Source organism: Actinokineospora sp. NBRC 105648, assembly GCF_030269645.1.
GTDB lineage: Bacteria > Actinomycetota > Actinomycetes > Mycobacteriales > Pseudonocardiaceae > Actinokineospora.
On record NZ_BSTR01000025.1, the window covers coordinates 1 to 15,166 of the forward strand.

Sequence of the window (15,166 nt, forward strand, 5' to 3'; positions counted from 1 at the left end):
GGCAGGGTAAGGGCATCCCCACCCACGGCAAGTTTAGCGGCACTCTCCCCCCACACGAAGCGAGTCCACTAGATCGAGCATCCGTAACGGGACTTGCGTACCAGCGGGGTCGGCCTCACCGCTGCGGATTGGTGGGGGGACGGGACCCTGTCGAGTGCCAGCGGGGCCAGCCTGCCGCTGCGGTACCAGCGGGGCGGGAACCTGTGCTTTCCAGCCGAGCTGGGATCTTGTCGCGTTCCAGCGTGGTTGGCCTATCTGCTGCGGCACCAGCGGGGGGATTCTCTTGCGTTCCGGCGGGGCCGGGAACCTGTTGCGTGCCAGCGTGGTCGGGAATTCTCTTGCGTGCCAGCGACAGCAACAATAGTCCTAAGTGGACTTTAGATTCGCAGCGAGCGTGGTGGTGGTGGTCACCGGACGGTAGCGGGGTGGCCGTTGGTCTCCTCTACCGGTGGTCGGGCCGCGGTCTGGGTCTCGCCGGTTCCGGTGGCCCGGTCGAAGAAGCGGAGCAGCTCGACCGGGAACGGCATCACCAGGGTGCTGTTCTTATCGGCGGCGACGTCCACGACCGTTTGCAACAAGCGCAGTTGCAGTGCCCCCGGGGTGTCGCCCATCGCCGCCGCGGCCTGGGCGAGCTTGGTCGAGGCCTGGAATTCCCCGTCAGCGGCGATGACTCGGGCGCGGCGTTCCCGTTCGGCCTCGGCCTGTCGGGACATCGAGCGCTTCATGGTCTCCGGTAGTGCGATGTCCTTGACTTCGACGCGCTCGATGCTCAGTCCCCACGGGCCCTCGGTCGGGGCGTCGATGACCGCCTTGAGCTCGGCGTTGACCTGGTCGCGGTCGGACAGCAGCGTGTCCAGGTCCGCGCGGCCGATCACCGAGCGCAGGGAGGTCTGGGCGACCTGGGAGACCGCGGTCGGGTAGTGCTGGACGTTGATGATGGCCTTGACCGGGTCGATCACCCGGTAGTAGACGACCGCGTCCACGGTCAGTGTGACGTTGTCCCGGGTGATCGCGCCCTGGGCCGGGATGCCCATCACGATCGTCTGCATGGAGACCTTCCGCAGCCGGTCGACCAGCGGGACGATCAGTTGCAGGCCGGGTTGGCGGATGGTGGGCAGCAGCCTGCCGAAGCGGAAGACGATCCCCTGCTCGTACTGCTGCACCATCCGGACGCCGGAGCCCAGCAGCAGCAGGGCGACCAAGACGATGGCGGCGATGACGAAGGCGGTCATGGTGTCCTCAGCCCGCGGTGCGGGCGGTCGGGTCGTCACGGGGCGCCGGGGGCGGGTACGCCCGGGCGGAGCCGACGGCGTGTCGGGTGGTCTCGTCCGGTCAGCGACCGATCCGATGACCGAGGGGGCGTCGGCTCGGCGCTCGACGGACTCCCGGTAGCACCCACGCTACGCCGCCCCGGCAACCCCGCGGCCGGTCCGGGGCGCGCGCGGGCCGCCCGGTGGGCGCGGGCGCGGGGGCGTAGTGTCGGAGGACCGAGTGCACCTCTTGTGCCCGCGTTTCGCGATCAACCGATGCGACACGACTCGCCTCATTCGACACCCACCACCGTCCCCGGCCCCCGGACGGCACGCCACGAGCGCGATCGCCGCGAGGAGGCACTGCTGTGCTGTCCACCCACGACCACGGACCGGTCCCGGTCATCGACCGCAAGGACCTCGAGCTGCTCGACGCCTACTGGCGCGCGGCCAACTACCTCTCGGTCGGGCAGATCTACCTGCTGGCCAACCCCCTGCTGCGCGAGCCCCTGCTGGCCGAGCACGTCAAGCCCCGCCTGCTGGGGCACTGGGGCACCACCCCCGGCCTGAACCTGCTCTACGCGCACCTGAACCGGGTGATCTCCCGGCGCGGGCTGGACGTGCTGTACGTGACCGGTCCCGGCCACGGCGGCCCCGGGCTGGTGGCCAACGCCTACCTGGAGGGCACCTACAGCGAGGTCTACCCCGACATCACCCAGGACGAGGACGGCCTGCGCAAGCTGTTCCGGCAGTTCTCCTTCCCCGGCGGTATCCCCAGCCACGTGGCCCCCGAGACACCCGGGTCGATCCACGAGGGCGGCGAGCTCGGCTACGCGCTCGTGCACGCCTTCGGCGCGGTGTTCGACAACCCCGACCTGGTGGCGCTCTGCGTGGTCGGTGACGGCGAGGCCGAGACCGGCCCGCTGGCGGCGAGCTGGCACTCGAACAAGTTCCTCAACCCGGTGACCGACGGCGCGGTGCTGCCGGTGCTGCACCTCAACGGCTACAAGATCGCCAACCCGGCGGTGCTGGCCCGGATCCCGGAGCCCGAGCTGGCCGCGCTGCTGCGCGGCTACGGCTACGAGCCGCACTTCGTCACCGGCGACGACCCGGCCACCGTGCACCGGCTGCTGGCCACGACGCTGGACCGGGTGTTCGACCGCATCGCCGCGATCCAGGGGGCCGCCCGCACGGGGCTGAGCACCGAGCGCCCGGCGTGGCCGATGGTCGTGTTGCGCACCCCCAAGGGGTGGACCGGCCCGAAGGAGGTCGACGGCGTCGCGGTCGAGGGGACCTTCCGCGCGCACCAGGTCCCGCTGGCCGCGACCAGGACCAATCCCGAGCACCGCGCGATGCTGGAGGAGTGGCTGCGCGGCTACCGGCCGGAGGAGCTGTTCGACGACTCCGGCAGGCTGCTCCCCCACCTGCGCGCCCAGGCGCCCGCGGGCACCAAGCGGATGAGCGCGAACCCGCACGCCAACGGCGGGCGGCTGCTGCGTGAACTGTCCATGCCGGACTTCCGCGACCACGCGGTGCCGGTCGAGCGCCCGGCGGTCGAGTCCAGCGAGGCGACCCGGGTGCTGGGCGGGTTCCTGCGCGACGTCGTCGCGGGCAACACCGACCGGTTCCGGATCATGGGCCCGGACGAGACCGCGTCGAACCGGCTGGGGTCGGTGTTCGAGCGGACCGACCGGGCCTGGAACGCCGAGACGCTGCCCGGCGACGACCACCTCGCGCGGGACGGCCGGGTGATGGAGGTGCTCTCCGAGCACCTGTGCCAGGGCTGGCTGGAGGGCTACCTGCTCACCGGCAGGCACGGGCTGTTCAACTGCTACGAGGCGTTCATCCACATCGTCGACTCGATGCTCAACCAGCACGCCAAGTGGCTCAAGACCAGCCGCGGCATCCCCTGGCGGGCGCCGATCGCCTCGCTCAACTACCTGCTGTCCTCGCACGTCTGGCGCCAGGACCACAACGGCTTCTCCCACCAGGACCCCGGGTTCATCGACCACGTGGTGAACAAGAAATCCGAGATCGTCCGCGTGTACCTGCCGCCGGACGCCAACACCCTGCTGTCGGTGACCGACCACTGCCTGCGCAGCAAGGACTACGTGAACGTCATCGTCGCGGGCAAGCAACCGGCGCTGACCTACCTGGACATCGACGCCGCCGTCGCGCACTGCGCGCGCGGGGTGGGCATCTGGCCGTGGGCGGGCAACGGCGGCGGTGAGCCGGACGTCGTGCTCGCCTGCGCGGGCGACGTCCCGACCCTGGAGGCGGTGGCCGCGGCCGACCTGCTGCGCACGCACCTGCCCGAGCTCCGGGTGCGGGTGGTCAACGTGGTCGACCTGATGCGCCTGCAATCGGCGTCCGAGCACCCGCACGGGATGTCCGATGTGGACTTCGACGCGGTGTTCACCACCGACAAGCCGGTGGTCTTCGCCTTCCACGGCTACCCGTCGCTGATCCACCTGCTGACCTACCGGCGGGCCAACCACCGCAACCTGCACGTGCGCGGGTACAAGGAGGAGGGCACCACGACCACCCCGTTCGACAACGTGATGCTCAACGACCTGGACCGCTTCCACCTGGTGATGGACGTGATCGACCGGGTGCCCACCCTGCGGGAGAACGCGGCCGAGCTGCGCCAGCGGATGGCCGACAACCGCGCGGCGGCGCGCCGGTACACCCGGGAGCACGGCGAGGACGACCCGGCGATCGCCGGGTGGACCCTGCGGGCTGGGGGCTGACCGTGCGGGTGCTCGTGGTCAACGCCGGTTCGTCGAGCCTGAAGCTGCGCCTGCTCGACCACGACGACGCGGTGCTGCGCGCGGCCGAGCCGACCAGCCCGGCCGGTCTCGCCTGCGCGCTGCGCGGCTGGGAGCGGCCGGACGTCGTCGGGCACCGGATCGTGCACGGGGGCACCGAGTACACCGGCCCGGTGCGCGTTGACGACGAGGTCCGCGCGAGGTTGGAAGAGCTGACCGATCTCGCGCCGCTGCACCAACCCGCCGCGCTGACCGCGCTCGACGAGGTGACAACGCTGTTGCCGGGCGTGCCCGCGGTCGCGTGCTTCGACACCGCGTTCCACGCCGGTATGCCCGCCGCCGCCGCGACCTACGCGGTGCCGGCAGAGTGGCGCGAGCGCTACGCGATCCGGCGCTACGGGTTCCACGGCCTGTCCCACGCCTACTGCTCCCAGCGAGCCGCCCGGATGCTGGACCGGCCGCGGGCCGGGCTCCGCGTGGTGACCTGCCACCTGGGCGCGGGCGCGTCCCTGGCGGCCGTGCTCGACGGTCGGGGTGTCGACACGACAATGGGTTTCACCCCGTTGGAGGGCCTGGTCATGGCGACCCGATCCGGCACCGTCGATCCGGGGCTCGTGCTGTGGTTGCAGGAGCACGGCGGCCTCTCGGCGCACGAGGTGGCAACGGCCCTGGAACACCGGTCCGGGCTCGTCGCGCTGGCGGGTAGCGCGGACCTGCGGGAGGTCGAGGCGGCCGCCGGCCGCGGCGCGCCAGACGCATTGCTGGCGTTGGCGGTCTACACCCACCGACTGGTCGCCGGGATCGCCTCGATGGCGGCGGCGATCGGCGGCTTGGACGTGCTCGCGTTCACCGGCGGGGTCGGCGAGAACTCCGCGACCGTACGCGCTCGCGCGACAGACCGGCTCGCTTTCCTCGGTGTGGCAATAGATCCGGCGGGTAACCGGTCCGCGTCGGGCGACACCGACATCAGCGCGCCGGGGGCCGCCGTGCGCACGGTGGTGGTCGCCGCCCGCGAGGACTTGCAGATCGCCCACGAGACCAGGCTCCTGTCCGAGCGTGCGCCCCGATGACCGCCACCAGGGTCGACACCACCCGGGCGGGAGCGCCCGACGACATCGTGACGGCCGCGTCCCGCCCCGCCGCCGACGTGCTCGCCGAACTCGGCGTCATCGCCGAGCTCGGCCGCACGGCCGAGGAGGTACTGCGCGGGCAGGCGAAGTGGGGCCCGAACGCGGTGTCGTCGCACCGCGCCCGGCTGCTCCCCGTGCTGTGGCACCAACTCCGCTCTCCGCTGCTCGGCCTGCTGTTGGCCGCGGCAGTGGCCTCGGCCCTGTTCGGCCAGCGCGGCGACGCGATTATCATCGCCGCGATCGTGCTCGTCTCGGTGGGGCTGGGCTGCGCCAACGAGTACCGCGCCGAGCGGGCCGCCGAGGCCCTGCACTCCCGGATCCGGCACGGCAGCGGCGTGCTCCGGGACGGTGTCCGGTCCACTGTGGACGTCACCGGCCTGGTGCCCGGCGACGTGGTGGAGCTGCGGCTGGGCGATGTCGTCCCGGCCGACCTGCGGCTGCTCTCGGTCACCGGCCTGGAGTGCGACGAGTCCGTGCTGACCGGCGAGTCCCTGCCGGTCGACAAGTCCACCGGCCCGGTACCGCCCGGCACGCCGCTGGCCGACCTGTCCGGGGCGGCGCTGATGGGCACCGTGGTCCGGGCGGGCTCGGGGGTCGGCGTCGTGGTCGCCACCGGCGCCCGCACCCGGTTCGGCTCGATCGCCGCCGGGCTGGACACCCACCCGCTCGACACCGAGTTCCAGGTCGGGCTGCGCAAGTTCTCGCTGCTGCTGGTCTACGTCGGGGGCGCGCTCACCACGGCGATCTTCCTGGCGAACATCCTGCTGGACAAGCCGATCCTGGACGCGCTGCTGTTCTCGCTGGCGATCGCGGTCGGCATCACCCCGCAGCTGCTGCCCGCGGTGGTCTCCACCAGCCTCGCCGCCGGGTCGCGCCGGATGAGCCGCCGCCGGGTGCTGGTCAAGCGGCTGGTGTGCATCGAGGACCTGGGCAACGTCGACGTGCTGTTCACCGACAAGACCGGGACCCTCACCGAGGGCCGGGTCCAGTACGTGCGCGCGGTCCCCGGCGCTAGCGACACATCTGCGGAAGTCCTGCGGTGGGGCCTGTCGTGCACCGAGGCGGCGGCGCGAACAGGCGGCGGGAGTCCGCTGGACCAAGCCCTGTGGGCAGCACCCGCCGCGGCCGGGCTGCCGACCACCACGCCGGTGGCCACCCTGCCGTTCGACCACGACCGCCGGATGGTCTCCGTGCTCACCCGCGACGCCGCGGGCGCCTCGACCATGGTCACCAAGGGCGCGCCGGAGACCGTGCTGGAGCGCTGCGTGGCCGTGCCCGCCAAGGCGCGCGACGCCCTCGCGGCGGAGTTCGCAGCCGGGAACCGGGTGGTCGCGGTGGCGGTGCGGCCGATGGGCGACCGCACGGCGCTGACTCCGGAGGACGAGCGGGGCCTGCGGTTGAGCGGGTTCCTGGTCTTCCTCGACCCGCCGAAGCGGGACGCCGCCGCGGCGCTGCGCAGGCTGGCCGACCTCGGCATCGCGGTGAAGGTCGTCACCGGCGACAACGCCGCCGTCGCCGTCAAGGTCTGCCGCGACCTCGGGCTGGCCGGGGGCGGCGCGCTCACCGGCGCCGACATCGACGCCCTCGACGACGACGCGCTCGCCGCCGCGATCCCCGAGACCACGGTCTTCGCCCGGGTGGGCCCCGAGCACAAGGCCCGGATCGTGCGGGTCCGGCGGCGCGGCGCGACCGGGGTGGCGTTCCTCGGCGACGGGGTCAACGACGCGCTCGCCCTGCACGCCGCCGACGTGGGCGTCTCGGTCGACTCGGCCACCGACGTGGCCAAGGACGCCGCCGACGTGATCCTGCTCGACAAGGACCTCGGCGTGCTGGCCGACGGTGTCGTGGAGGGCAGGCGGATCTTCGCCAACACCATCAAGTACGTGCTGATGGGCACCTCCAGCAACTTCGGCAACATGGCCTCGGCCGCGGTGGCGTCGCTGTTCCTGCCGTTCCTGCCGATGCTGCCCTCGCAGATCCTGCTCAACAACCTGCTCTACGACACCAGCCAGCTCGCCATCCCCACCGACCACGTCGACGAGGAGCAGCTGCGCCGACCGTCGCACTGGGACATCGCGTTCATCCGCCGGTTCATGCTGCGCTTCGGCCCGCTCAGCTCGGTGTTCGACCTCGCCACCTTCGGGCTGCTGCTGTGGGTGCTGCACGCCGGGCCCGAGGAGTTCCACACCGGCTGGTTCGTCGAGTCGCTGGCCACCCAGACCCTGGTGATCTTCGCGATCCGCACCAGGACCGTCCCGTTCTTCCGCAGCCACCCCAGTCTCCCACTGGCCCTCTCGGCGGTCGGCGTGGCCGTCATCGGCGCGGTCCTGCCCGCGACCCCGATCGCGCACGCCCTGGGCTTCCGACCGCTGCCACCCGCGTTCTACGCGTTGCTGGCGGGCATGGTGGTGGGCTACCTGGTGCTGATCGAGATCGGCAAGCGCTACTTCTACCGCGCGCAACCGGTTCCGCCACCGGCAGTGCCCCCGGCGTCGCGTGGGCTCCGGCGCCGCGCCCGGCGGTTCAGCACGGCCACCCCCACGCCACGACGAACAGGAGTTCCCCGATGAAGGACACCATGTCGCGCCCACCAGTGGTCGCCGGTGTGGACGGATCGGTCTCGGCGCACCACGCCGCCCTGTGGGCCGCGACCGAAGCCGCCCACAGGCAGGTACCGCTGCGCCTGCTGCACGCGGTGGACATCGCCGCGTACGCCCACGCGGGCGGGTTCGGCGCCCCGCACGGCTTCTTCGAAGCGGTCGAGGCCGATGGCCAACGCATGCTGGGCGCACTGCGCGAGGAGTTGCTGGCGGTGCACCCGACCCTTCAGATCGACACCGAACTGCTGGCCGCGGACGCGGTTCCCGCACTGGTGTCGGAGTCCGCCAAGGCGGGCCTGGTCGTGCTCGGTTCCCGCGGCCTGGGCGGCTTCAGCGGCATCCTGGTCGGTTCCACGGCCGTCGCCCTCACCGCCCAGGGCCAGTGCCCGGTGGCGGTGATCCGCGGCCGCACCGCCGACGAGGCCCCACCGACCGATGGCCCGGTGGTCGTGGGCGTCGACGGCACCCCCACCAGCGAGCCCGCCCTGGCGACGGCCTTCGAGCACGCCTCCACGCACGACGCCGAACTGGTCGCCGTGCACGCGTGGACCGACTTCGAGACGGTCACCGCCCACACCTACGCCAACCAGTTCGACGTCGACTGGGACGCGATGGAGAACAGCGAACGCGAGGTGCTCGCCGAACGCCTGGCGGGCTGGCAGGAGAAGTACCCGGACGTGACGGTGAATCGTGTCGTCAGCCGGGACAGGCCGGTGCGGGCTCTGTTGGCCGGCGCCGAGGACGCCCGGCTCCTGGTGGTCGGCAGCCGGGGCCACGGCGGTTTCACCGGCATGCTGCACGGCTCGACCAGCCAGGCGCTGATCTACCACGCGCCGTGCCCGCTGCTGGTGGTCCACTCCGCCCGCTGACCCCGGGGCCAAACTGTACAAACAGGACTCATCCAGGCCGGCACCAACGAGTTCTCGCACTCTCTGAGCCCATGCCCGCTGGTACGCAACACCCGCTACGCCAGTGCTTGATTGGGTGGACTGCCTTCGTGTGGGGGGAGGCGACCGCTAAACTTGCCTCAGTGGTGGGGATGCCCTTCTCCCCACGCTTTTTCCCCACGCGGTCGCCTAGGGGCCCCACGCGAAGACAGTCCAGCCAATCGAGCCTCCGCTTTACTCGGGCAGCTCGTGGGGTGTGCCGCACGCCGACCTACGGTCGACCGTCTTCGGCGGCTCATCGTGGGGGCTGCCCGAGGAAAAGCTGGGGGCTCGATCTAGTGAACTCACTTCGCGCGGGGCCCCTAGAGCACCGCGGTGGCGAAAAAAGGGCGGGTGAAGGACATCCCCACCACACGGCAAGTTTAGCGGCACTCCTCCCCCACACGAAGCGAGTCCACTAGATCGAGCATCCGTAGCGGGACTTGCTTTCCAGCGGGTCGGCCTCATCGCTGCGGATTGATGGGGGCGGGAACCTGTTGTGTTCTGGCGGGGTCGGGGTTCTCTTGCTACCAGCGGGGTTGGCGCGCTCTCCGCTGCTGATGGTTCACACCGCTCCCGACCATTTTTGTCCACTTAGGACTAGCCCCAGTCGGACCTGATGCTCTTAGTTCGCAATCGTGTCAGGCGACCGAGTGGGTGACGGTGGCCGTGTAGGTGCCCACGACCGAAGTCAGCGGTACTGACACGACCAGGGTTGGGTTCCAGGTCGCCTGGTTCGCGCCACTCCCGCTGGTGAGCGTGAAGGCCGTGCGCGATGTCGTGAGGACCTGCGCCGCGCCTGCGGTCGTCTGGCCGGGGGTGAAGGTCCCGGTGCCGGTTGTCGCGGTTGCGGTGCCGGACCAGTACTTCACGTTGGCCAGCGCGACCGTGCCTCCCGTGGTGGTGAACGTGGTGGACGAGACAGTGCTGGTCCAAGCCGCGCTCGCGCTGCCGCGGTTGTCGATGACCTGGATGGCGCCCAGGGCGGCGCTGCCGGTGGCGCCGATCACGATGGCGCCCAGGTTCTTCGTGGCCGGTGCGGTGATCGACAGGGTCCCCGCGGTCACGGTGAGCGTGAAGGACTGGGTGGCGTCCGTGCCGGAGGTGTTGTGGGCCGTGATGGTCAGCGGGTAGGTCCCCGCGGTCGTCGGGGTCCCGGCGAGCGTGGCCGTGCCGTTCCCGTTGTCCACAAAGGTCACACCGGTGGGCAGGGTGCCGGTCTTGGTGACGGTGGGGGTGGGGAACCCGGTGGTCGTGACGGTGAAGGTGCCGGGCACGCTGACCGCGAACGTCGTGCTGTTCGCGCTGGTGATCGTCGGTGCCGACACGGTGGTGGAGAGCAGGACGGACAGGTTGGGCCCGTACTGGTTGGTGACCGCCATGTCGCCGCGGCCGTCGGCGTTGAAGTCGCCTGCCACCACGGAGTACGGCCCACTGCTGCCGACCGAGAAGTCGACCTTGGCGTTGAACGTGCCGCCCGCGTTGCCGGTCAGCACGGACAGGGTGTTCGGGCTGTTGTTGGCCACCACCAGGTCCAGGACCGCGTCGCTGTTGACGTCGGCCGCGGTGACGCCATAGGGGAACACACCCGTGGCGTAGTCGACCTTGGCGTTGAAGGTGCCGTTGGCGTTGCCCGTCAACACCGACACCGTGTTCGGGCCACTGCTGGTGACGGCGAGGTCGGGGCGGGTGTCGCCGTTGAAGTCGGCGACCGCGACCGAGTACGGGCTGCTGCCCACGGTGTAGTTCACCCTGGCGGCGAAGGTGCCGGTGCCGCTGTTGAGGAACACCGACACGGTGCTCGCCGAGCCGTTGGTGACCACGATGTCGGGGCGGTTGTCGCCGTTGAAGTCCGCGAGCGCGATGCCGCGCGGTCCGGCGCCCGCGCCGTCGGTGTAGTCGACCTTGGCCGCGAAGGTGCCGGTGCCGCTGTTGATCAGGACCGACACCGTGCTGGCGTTGTTGTTGGCCACCACGATGTCGGGGCGGTTGTCGTTGTTGAGGTCGCTCATCGCGACGCCGTACGGGCTGGTGCCGGTGGCGTAGTCGACCTTGGTGTTGAACGTGCCGTTCGCGTTGCCGGTCAGCACCGAGACGGTGTTGGACGAGCTGTTGACCACCGCCATGTCGGCCCGGGTGTCGTTGTTGACGTCGGCGAGCGCGATGGCGTACGGGAACGTCCCGGTGGTGTAGTCGACCTTGGTGTTGAAGGTGCCGTTCGCGTTGCCGGTCAACACCGACACCGACGTCGTGCCGCTGTTGGCCACGGCCAGGTCGAGCCTGCCGTCGCCGTTGAAGTCGCGCGTCACGAGCCCGAACGGACTGGCACCGGTGGTGTAGAGGACGGCCGTGGCGAAGGTGGGCGTCGTGACCGCCCCCGCCGCGGGGCTGAGGGACACCAGCGCTGTCGCCACGAGCGCGGCGACCACTCCGAGTTCGGCCCACCGCGCTCTCCTCGCGCGTTGGGCCCGCTCGGTCAAGACCTCCCGAGCGGCTCGAGATCGGCCACTCGGGGGGGATGGCGGTCGGACTTGCGGCGGCGCACGAGCAGGTAGACCAGGACCGCCAAGAGCAGGAGCACGGCGATCGCCAGACCGATCAGCAGCGGCCGGTTGCGGTCGAACCAGGTGTCCGGCGCGACGGTCGCCCCGGTCGCGCCCGCGGCGGAGGGGAAGGTGATGGTGGCGGTCACGGTGCGCTCGAGGGCACCGCTGCGCAGCGTGAGCCGCGCGGTCCACGGTCCGTCCGGCAGCCTGCTGTCCAGCATGATCTGCACCGCGGCGGTGCCGTCGGGCAGCAGGGTGGTGCCCAGGGTGGCGGGGAACGGACCCGCGCTCAGCGAGCCCGGCCCGTCCGAGAGGGCCATGTCACCGGCCAGGTCGACCGCGCGGCCACCGGTGTTGTGCACGGTGGCCAGTACCTGCGGTCGGCCGTCCTGGCCGCGCACGGGGGTCAGGCCGCTGACGGCGAAGTCGGAGGCGGGCTCGCCGCCCGCGCCGACGTCGAGGTAGGTGCGGATCCCGACCCGGCTGGTCAGCAGGACCGCGTCCGCGCCGTCGAACGGCGCGCTGGTCTGCGCCCAGACGACGGCGAACCGCTCGCCGGGGGCGGCGATGGGGTCGACCCTGATGGTGACCAGCACGCGGGCGCTCTTTCCCGGATCGAGGTCGAGTTGGCCCTTGTCGACCGAGATCCAATTCGTCAGCTCGTTGACCGCGCGACCGGGCATCAGCTCGAAGGCGTTGTCGGTGACCCGCGCCGCACCGGGGAAGACCTCGATCCGGCGGACCGTCGACGAGCTGTTGGTGATCTGCACGGCCCGTTTGATCACGGCACCGGGTGCCAGGTGATCGACGATGTAGTTCTGCGCGCGGGGGTCGTCACGACGGCTCACCGGCGCCTCGAGGAGTTTGATCCCGATGGCGTTGTCCGGCTCGTCGGCGCGAGCCGAGGTGCTCATGCCAGCGCTGCTGATCGCGGCCAGCAGAAGTGGCACGAGCACTCGGGACAGGGACTTAGGCGACCTGATGGCTTATCGTCCCGGTGTAGAGGGTGCCCGCCACGGCGGTCAGCGGAATGGCGACGGCGAGCGTCGGATTCCAGGAGATCGTGTTACCCCCGGCGGTGGTGTTGGCGTAGGTGTAGGCGGTGAGCGCGGCGACCGCGCTCGCCCCGGGGGACCCGGCGGTCCCGGCGGTGACGACCGGCGTGCCGGGCGCGGACGTCGCGGTGGTGGCGCCCGGGGTGTAGGTGACCCCCGCGTTGGTGATGGCGACACTGCCCGGTCCGGTGAACCCGGTGGTGGAGTACACGCTGGCCAGCCAGCCCGCGGCGGTCCCGCGCGCGTCATTCACCGTCACTGTCCCGAGTGGACCGTTGACGGTTCCGCCCGGAGCGGTGGAGCCACCGGTCAGGGTGGCCGTCGCGGCGGCGGTGATCGTGAGGGCGCCGCCGGTCGTGGTGAATGTCACGGTCGTGTCGGCCGCGTTCGCGGGAAGGGCGGTGAATGCCACTCCCGCAGTCGCGCCTGCCAGGGCAAGCGCGGCGATGCCTCTTCGATTCATGGTCCTCCTGAATTCGTGGGTGAAATGCGAACTTACCACGTGTCGCGGCAATTAACCACCATTTGCGAATTCAGTAAATGGATCACAAGAATGACACTCACGGTTACCGATCACCGTTTCCGACCTGCGCAATGCCAAGGAAAGCCTGGTTTTCTTTCGATCTCACCCGCGATCAGGTCCGATTGTCACGGTCTGTGGGTGTGGACCGGCCCGCGCCCCGCCCTAGCCGGGGGTGGTCGCCGCGGGCCGTTTCGCCGGGTCTTGCCCGGCCTGGCCGAGCACGACGTACCACCGGTCGTCCTGGCGGGTCAGCGTCAGCCGCTCGACGTACTCCCCGGCCGAACCGGTGCCGCTGAGCCGGGCCGCGGCCACGTCCGGGGAGAGCTCGCTCGAGATGTCGGCGCCGACGAGCCGGATGTCCTGGCCACCGTCGTCCTCGATGCGACGGCGCACGTCCTCGGTGGCGTCGTTGCCCGGGGGCGCGAGCCGCTGCATCGCCGCGGTGTCACGCGCGTTGAGGGCCTGGACGTAGGCGTCGACGGCGGCGCGCGGGGCGTCCGCGCCGGTCTCGGCGGCGGTGCCCGCGCACGCGGTGAGCAGGCCGAGACCGGCGAGGGCGGTGAACAGCCCTCGCCGGTTCCAGTGGGCTGGGTGGCGCACTGTGCGATACCTCGGGTTCGGTGGGCTCGGTCTCAGCGGGCTCAGGTCCGGTGCGCGTAGTACCAGGCGTCCGGCGCCGAGGCGATGAAGCTGCTCAGCGGCTTGTTGTGCGTGTTGTTGCTGTGGTAGGTCACGTACAGCTCATTGGCGTATTGGCCGGAGCCCGACCTGCCGGTGACGAACAACGAGTGGCTGATGTTGTTGTCCCGGTCGAAGTCGACCTGGAGAACATCCGTCACCAACATTTTCCACACGTTGTCAAGATAGCTCGTGCGCCCGGATTCGTGCGCGGCGAACCAGTACCAGTTCTCCGCGGCGGGCCACGAGTAGCTGGTCGTCCAGGTGAAGCTGCCGTAGAACCACTTCGAGTTGTCCGCCCGGCTGTCGCCCGGCCACGACCCCACCGTCGACCACCCGCCGTACCTGGTGATCTGGGAGACGAAGTTGGTGCAGTCGCCGCCGTTGCCGCCGTAGGTCCGGTAGGAGCCGTTGTAGTTCGAGTCGCTGGGCCCCCAGTACTGGTTCGCGTAGTTCAGCATGGCGCTGTAGTCGTAGAGGACCGTCGAGGTGCCCGCCGCGATCCCGGGCTTGGCCGCCGCCGCGGGCGCGGCGCGCAGTTGGGCCTCGGTGGGGCGGTCCACGGCGGTGTTCGGCCGCTTCGCGCCGCTGTTCTCGACCACCGCGGGCGCTGCGGCGGGATCGGTGTCCGGCGCGAGCTCGCCCTGGGCGAGATCGACCACGTCGCCGGTCAGCCGCCACCCGTTCGGGGTCGCCTGGAAGGTGAGCCGACGGTCCACGCCGTACTCCTCGTACTTCGGCGCGTCCGGTAGGGCGCGGGCGAAGTACAGCTTCGTGTGCTCGGTGAACGCCACGTCGACGCTGCTCCCGCGGGCGTCGAACACCGGGTGGAGCACCGCCACCTCCGCGCGGGTGTGCCCGCCGTTGACCTTGCGCAGCAGGGTCCGCCTGGCATCGATGGCGGCCAGGTCCCCCGCGAGTTCCGCGCCGACCGCGGCGTCGACCGCGACCGAGGTGAGCCGGTGCGTGGTGACCCCGTCCGGGGCGGTCAACCGGTCAGCGCGGTCCTGGAGGTAGCGCCGCGCGAGCGTGACGAGTTGCGCCTGGTCGGCCGCGACGACGTCCCCTGGGGTCGCCAGCGCTGGTGCCCCACTCAGCCCGGTACCCGCGACGACGGCCAATACAATTGGAATTATTAATTTTCCCCGCACACTTCCTCCTAAAGGAAGGTTTGACGCTCGAAATATCACCCCTCGCCATCCAAGCTCGCAGCCTGCCCAGGGAAAGACAATCCGCCAATTGGCTTACCCCATTCGAGCGGAAGTGGTCGGACATCACCCGTCGCACCCTAAGGAAATGCACCCGCCGGTGATTGGTTTCAGTGCGCCCGGGTGGCCTTCCAGTAGCCGCAGAACATCGTGCGGTCCTTGGGCGGGCCCGAGCGGACCCAATGCCCGCGCACGGCGACCGCGAGCCCCGACTCCCCCACCGTCCAGCCACAGGAATTGTCCGGCGCCGGCAACGCCTCCGCGGCGGCCAGCACAGCCGATCCCCGCGGCCCGTCCAAGTGGAACGCCCGCATCGAGTAGCCGCGGATGACCGGCCGCTCGCTCTTGGAGATCATCAGGTCGCGCGCGTAGGACACCGCCGTCGACCGGTTCGGCATCCGGGCCAGCGAGTCCGGTGCGGACACCGGGAGGAGGAGCCTCGTCCTCCGCGAAGTTGGCCTACCTGATTTGCGAACAGCCGT

The 15,166-nt window shown here is 70.7% G+C and carries 11 protein-coding genes; 4 read left to right on the forward strand and 7 right to left on the reverse strand.

Annotated elements, in window-relative coordinates:
- Positions 1–407: 407 nt before the first annotated feature.
- Complete coding sequence (locus tag QSK30_RS21490; protein ID WP_285505240.1) at positions 408–1,232, reverse strand: slipin family protein; 825 nt, start codon at positions 1,230–1,232, stop codon at positions 408–410.
- Between the two features lie 389 nt (positions 1,233–1,621).
- Here QSK30_RS21490 and QSK30_RS21495 point away from each other — a divergent pair, with 389 nt between their 5' ends.
- From QSK30_RS21495 to QSK30_RS21510, 4 genes are read left to right on the forward strand one after another with little or no spacing between them, the layout of a single operon-like run.
- Entirely contained in the window at positions 1,622–4,000 is a 2,379-nt protein-coding gene (locus QSK30_RS21495; protein ID WP_502871862.1) for a phosphoketolase family protein, read from the forward strand.
- Entirely contained in the window at positions 3,976–5,088 is a 1,113-nt protein-coding gene (locus tag QSK30_RS21500; RefSeq protein ID WP_285505243.1) for an acetate/propionate family kinase, read from the forward strand. The genes QSK30_RS21495 and QSK30_RS21500 overlap by 25 nt, the downstream gene beginning before the upstream one ends.
- Positions 5,085–7,718 (forward strand): magnesium-translocating P-type ATPase, encoded by a 2,634-nt coding sequence (gene mgtA, locus QSK30_RS21505; protein ID WP_285505245.1) that lies wholly within the window; start codon positions 5,085–5,087, stop codon positions 7,716–7,718. Before QSK30_RS21500 ends, mgtA begins: the two co-directional genes overlap by 4 nt.
- Positions 7,715–8,617 carry a universal stress protein gene (locus QSK30_RS21510; RefSeq protein ID WP_285505247.1) on the forward strand — a complete coding sequence of 301 codons (903 nt, stop codon included), beginning with the start codon at positions 7,715–7,717 and terminating at the stop codon, positions 8,615–8,617. Before mgtA ends, QSK30_RS21510 begins: the two co-directional genes overlap by 4 nt.
- 698 nt (positions 8,618–9,315) lie before the next feature.
- Here the strand turns inward: QSK30_RS21510 and QSK30_RS21515 are convergent.
- From QSK30_RS21515 to QSK30_RS21540, 6 genes are all read right to left on the reverse strand, one after another.
- The gene (locus QSK30_RS21515; RefSeq protein ID WP_285505249.1) at positions 9,316–11,154 is read right to left on the reverse strand and encodes an FG-GAP repeat domain-containing protein; all 1,839 of its coding nucleotides are present in this window, start codon (positions 11,152–11,154) and stop codon (positions 9,316–9,318) included.
- Complete coding sequence (locus tag QSK30_RS21520) at positions 11,151–12,134, reverse strand: hypothetical protein (protein ID WP_285505251.1); 984 nt, start codon at positions 12,132–12,134, stop codon at positions 11,151–11,153. The genes QSK30_RS21515 and QSK30_RS21520 overlap by 4 nt, the downstream gene beginning before the upstream one ends.
- 55 nt (positions 12,135–12,189) lie before the next feature.
- Positions 12,190–12,738 (reverse strand): WxL domain-containing protein, encoded by a 549-nt coding sequence (locus tag QSK30_RS21525; protein WP_285505252.1) that lies wholly within the window; start codon positions 12,736–12,738, stop codon positions 12,190–12,192.
- A 222-nt stretch (positions 12,739–12,960) separates the two neighbouring features.
- On the reverse strand, positions 12,961–13,398 hold the full coding sequence (locus QSK30_RS21530) for a Cif family virulence factor (RefSeq protein ID WP_285505254.1): 438 nt from the start codon (positions 13,396–13,398) through the stop codon (positions 12,961–12,963).
- 41 nt (positions 13,399–13,439) lie between these two features.
- Positions 13,440–14,597 carry an amidase domain-containing protein gene (locus tag QSK30_RS21535; protein ID WP_285505256.1) on the reverse strand — a complete coding sequence of 386 codons (1,158 nt, stop codon included), beginning with the start codon at positions 14,595–14,597 and terminating at the stop codon, positions 13,440–13,442.
- Between the two features lie 197 nt (positions 14,598–14,794).
- On the reverse strand, positions 14,795–15,109 hold the full coding sequence (locus QSK30_RS21540; RefSeq protein ID WP_285505258.1) for an SIP domain-containing protein: 315 nt from the start codon (positions 15,107–15,109) through the stop codon (positions 14,795–14,797).
- Positions 15,110–15,166: the final 57 nt, after the last annotated feature.

Coding starts and splice junctions, on each gene's coding strand:
- QSK30_RS21490 (WP_285505240.1), bottom strand. CDS start 1,232: ATGACCGCCTTCGTCATCGCCGCCATCGTCTTGGTCGCCCTGCTGCTG.
- mgtA (WP_285505245.1), top strand. CDS start 5,085: ATGACCGCCACCAGGGTCGACACCACCCGGGCGGGAGCGCCCGACGAC.
- QSK30_RS21510 (WP_285505247.1), top strand. CDS start 7,715: ATGAAGGACACCATGTCGCGCCCACCAGTGGTCGCCGGTGTGGACGGA.
- QSK30_RS21520 (WP_285505251.1), bottom strand. CDS start 12,134: ATGAGCACCTCGGCTCGCGCCGACGAGCCGGACAACGCCATCGGGATC.
- QSK30_RS21525 (WP_285505252.1), bottom strand. CDS start 12,738: ATGAATCGAAGAGGCATCGCCGCGCTTGCCCTGGCAGGCGCGACTGCG.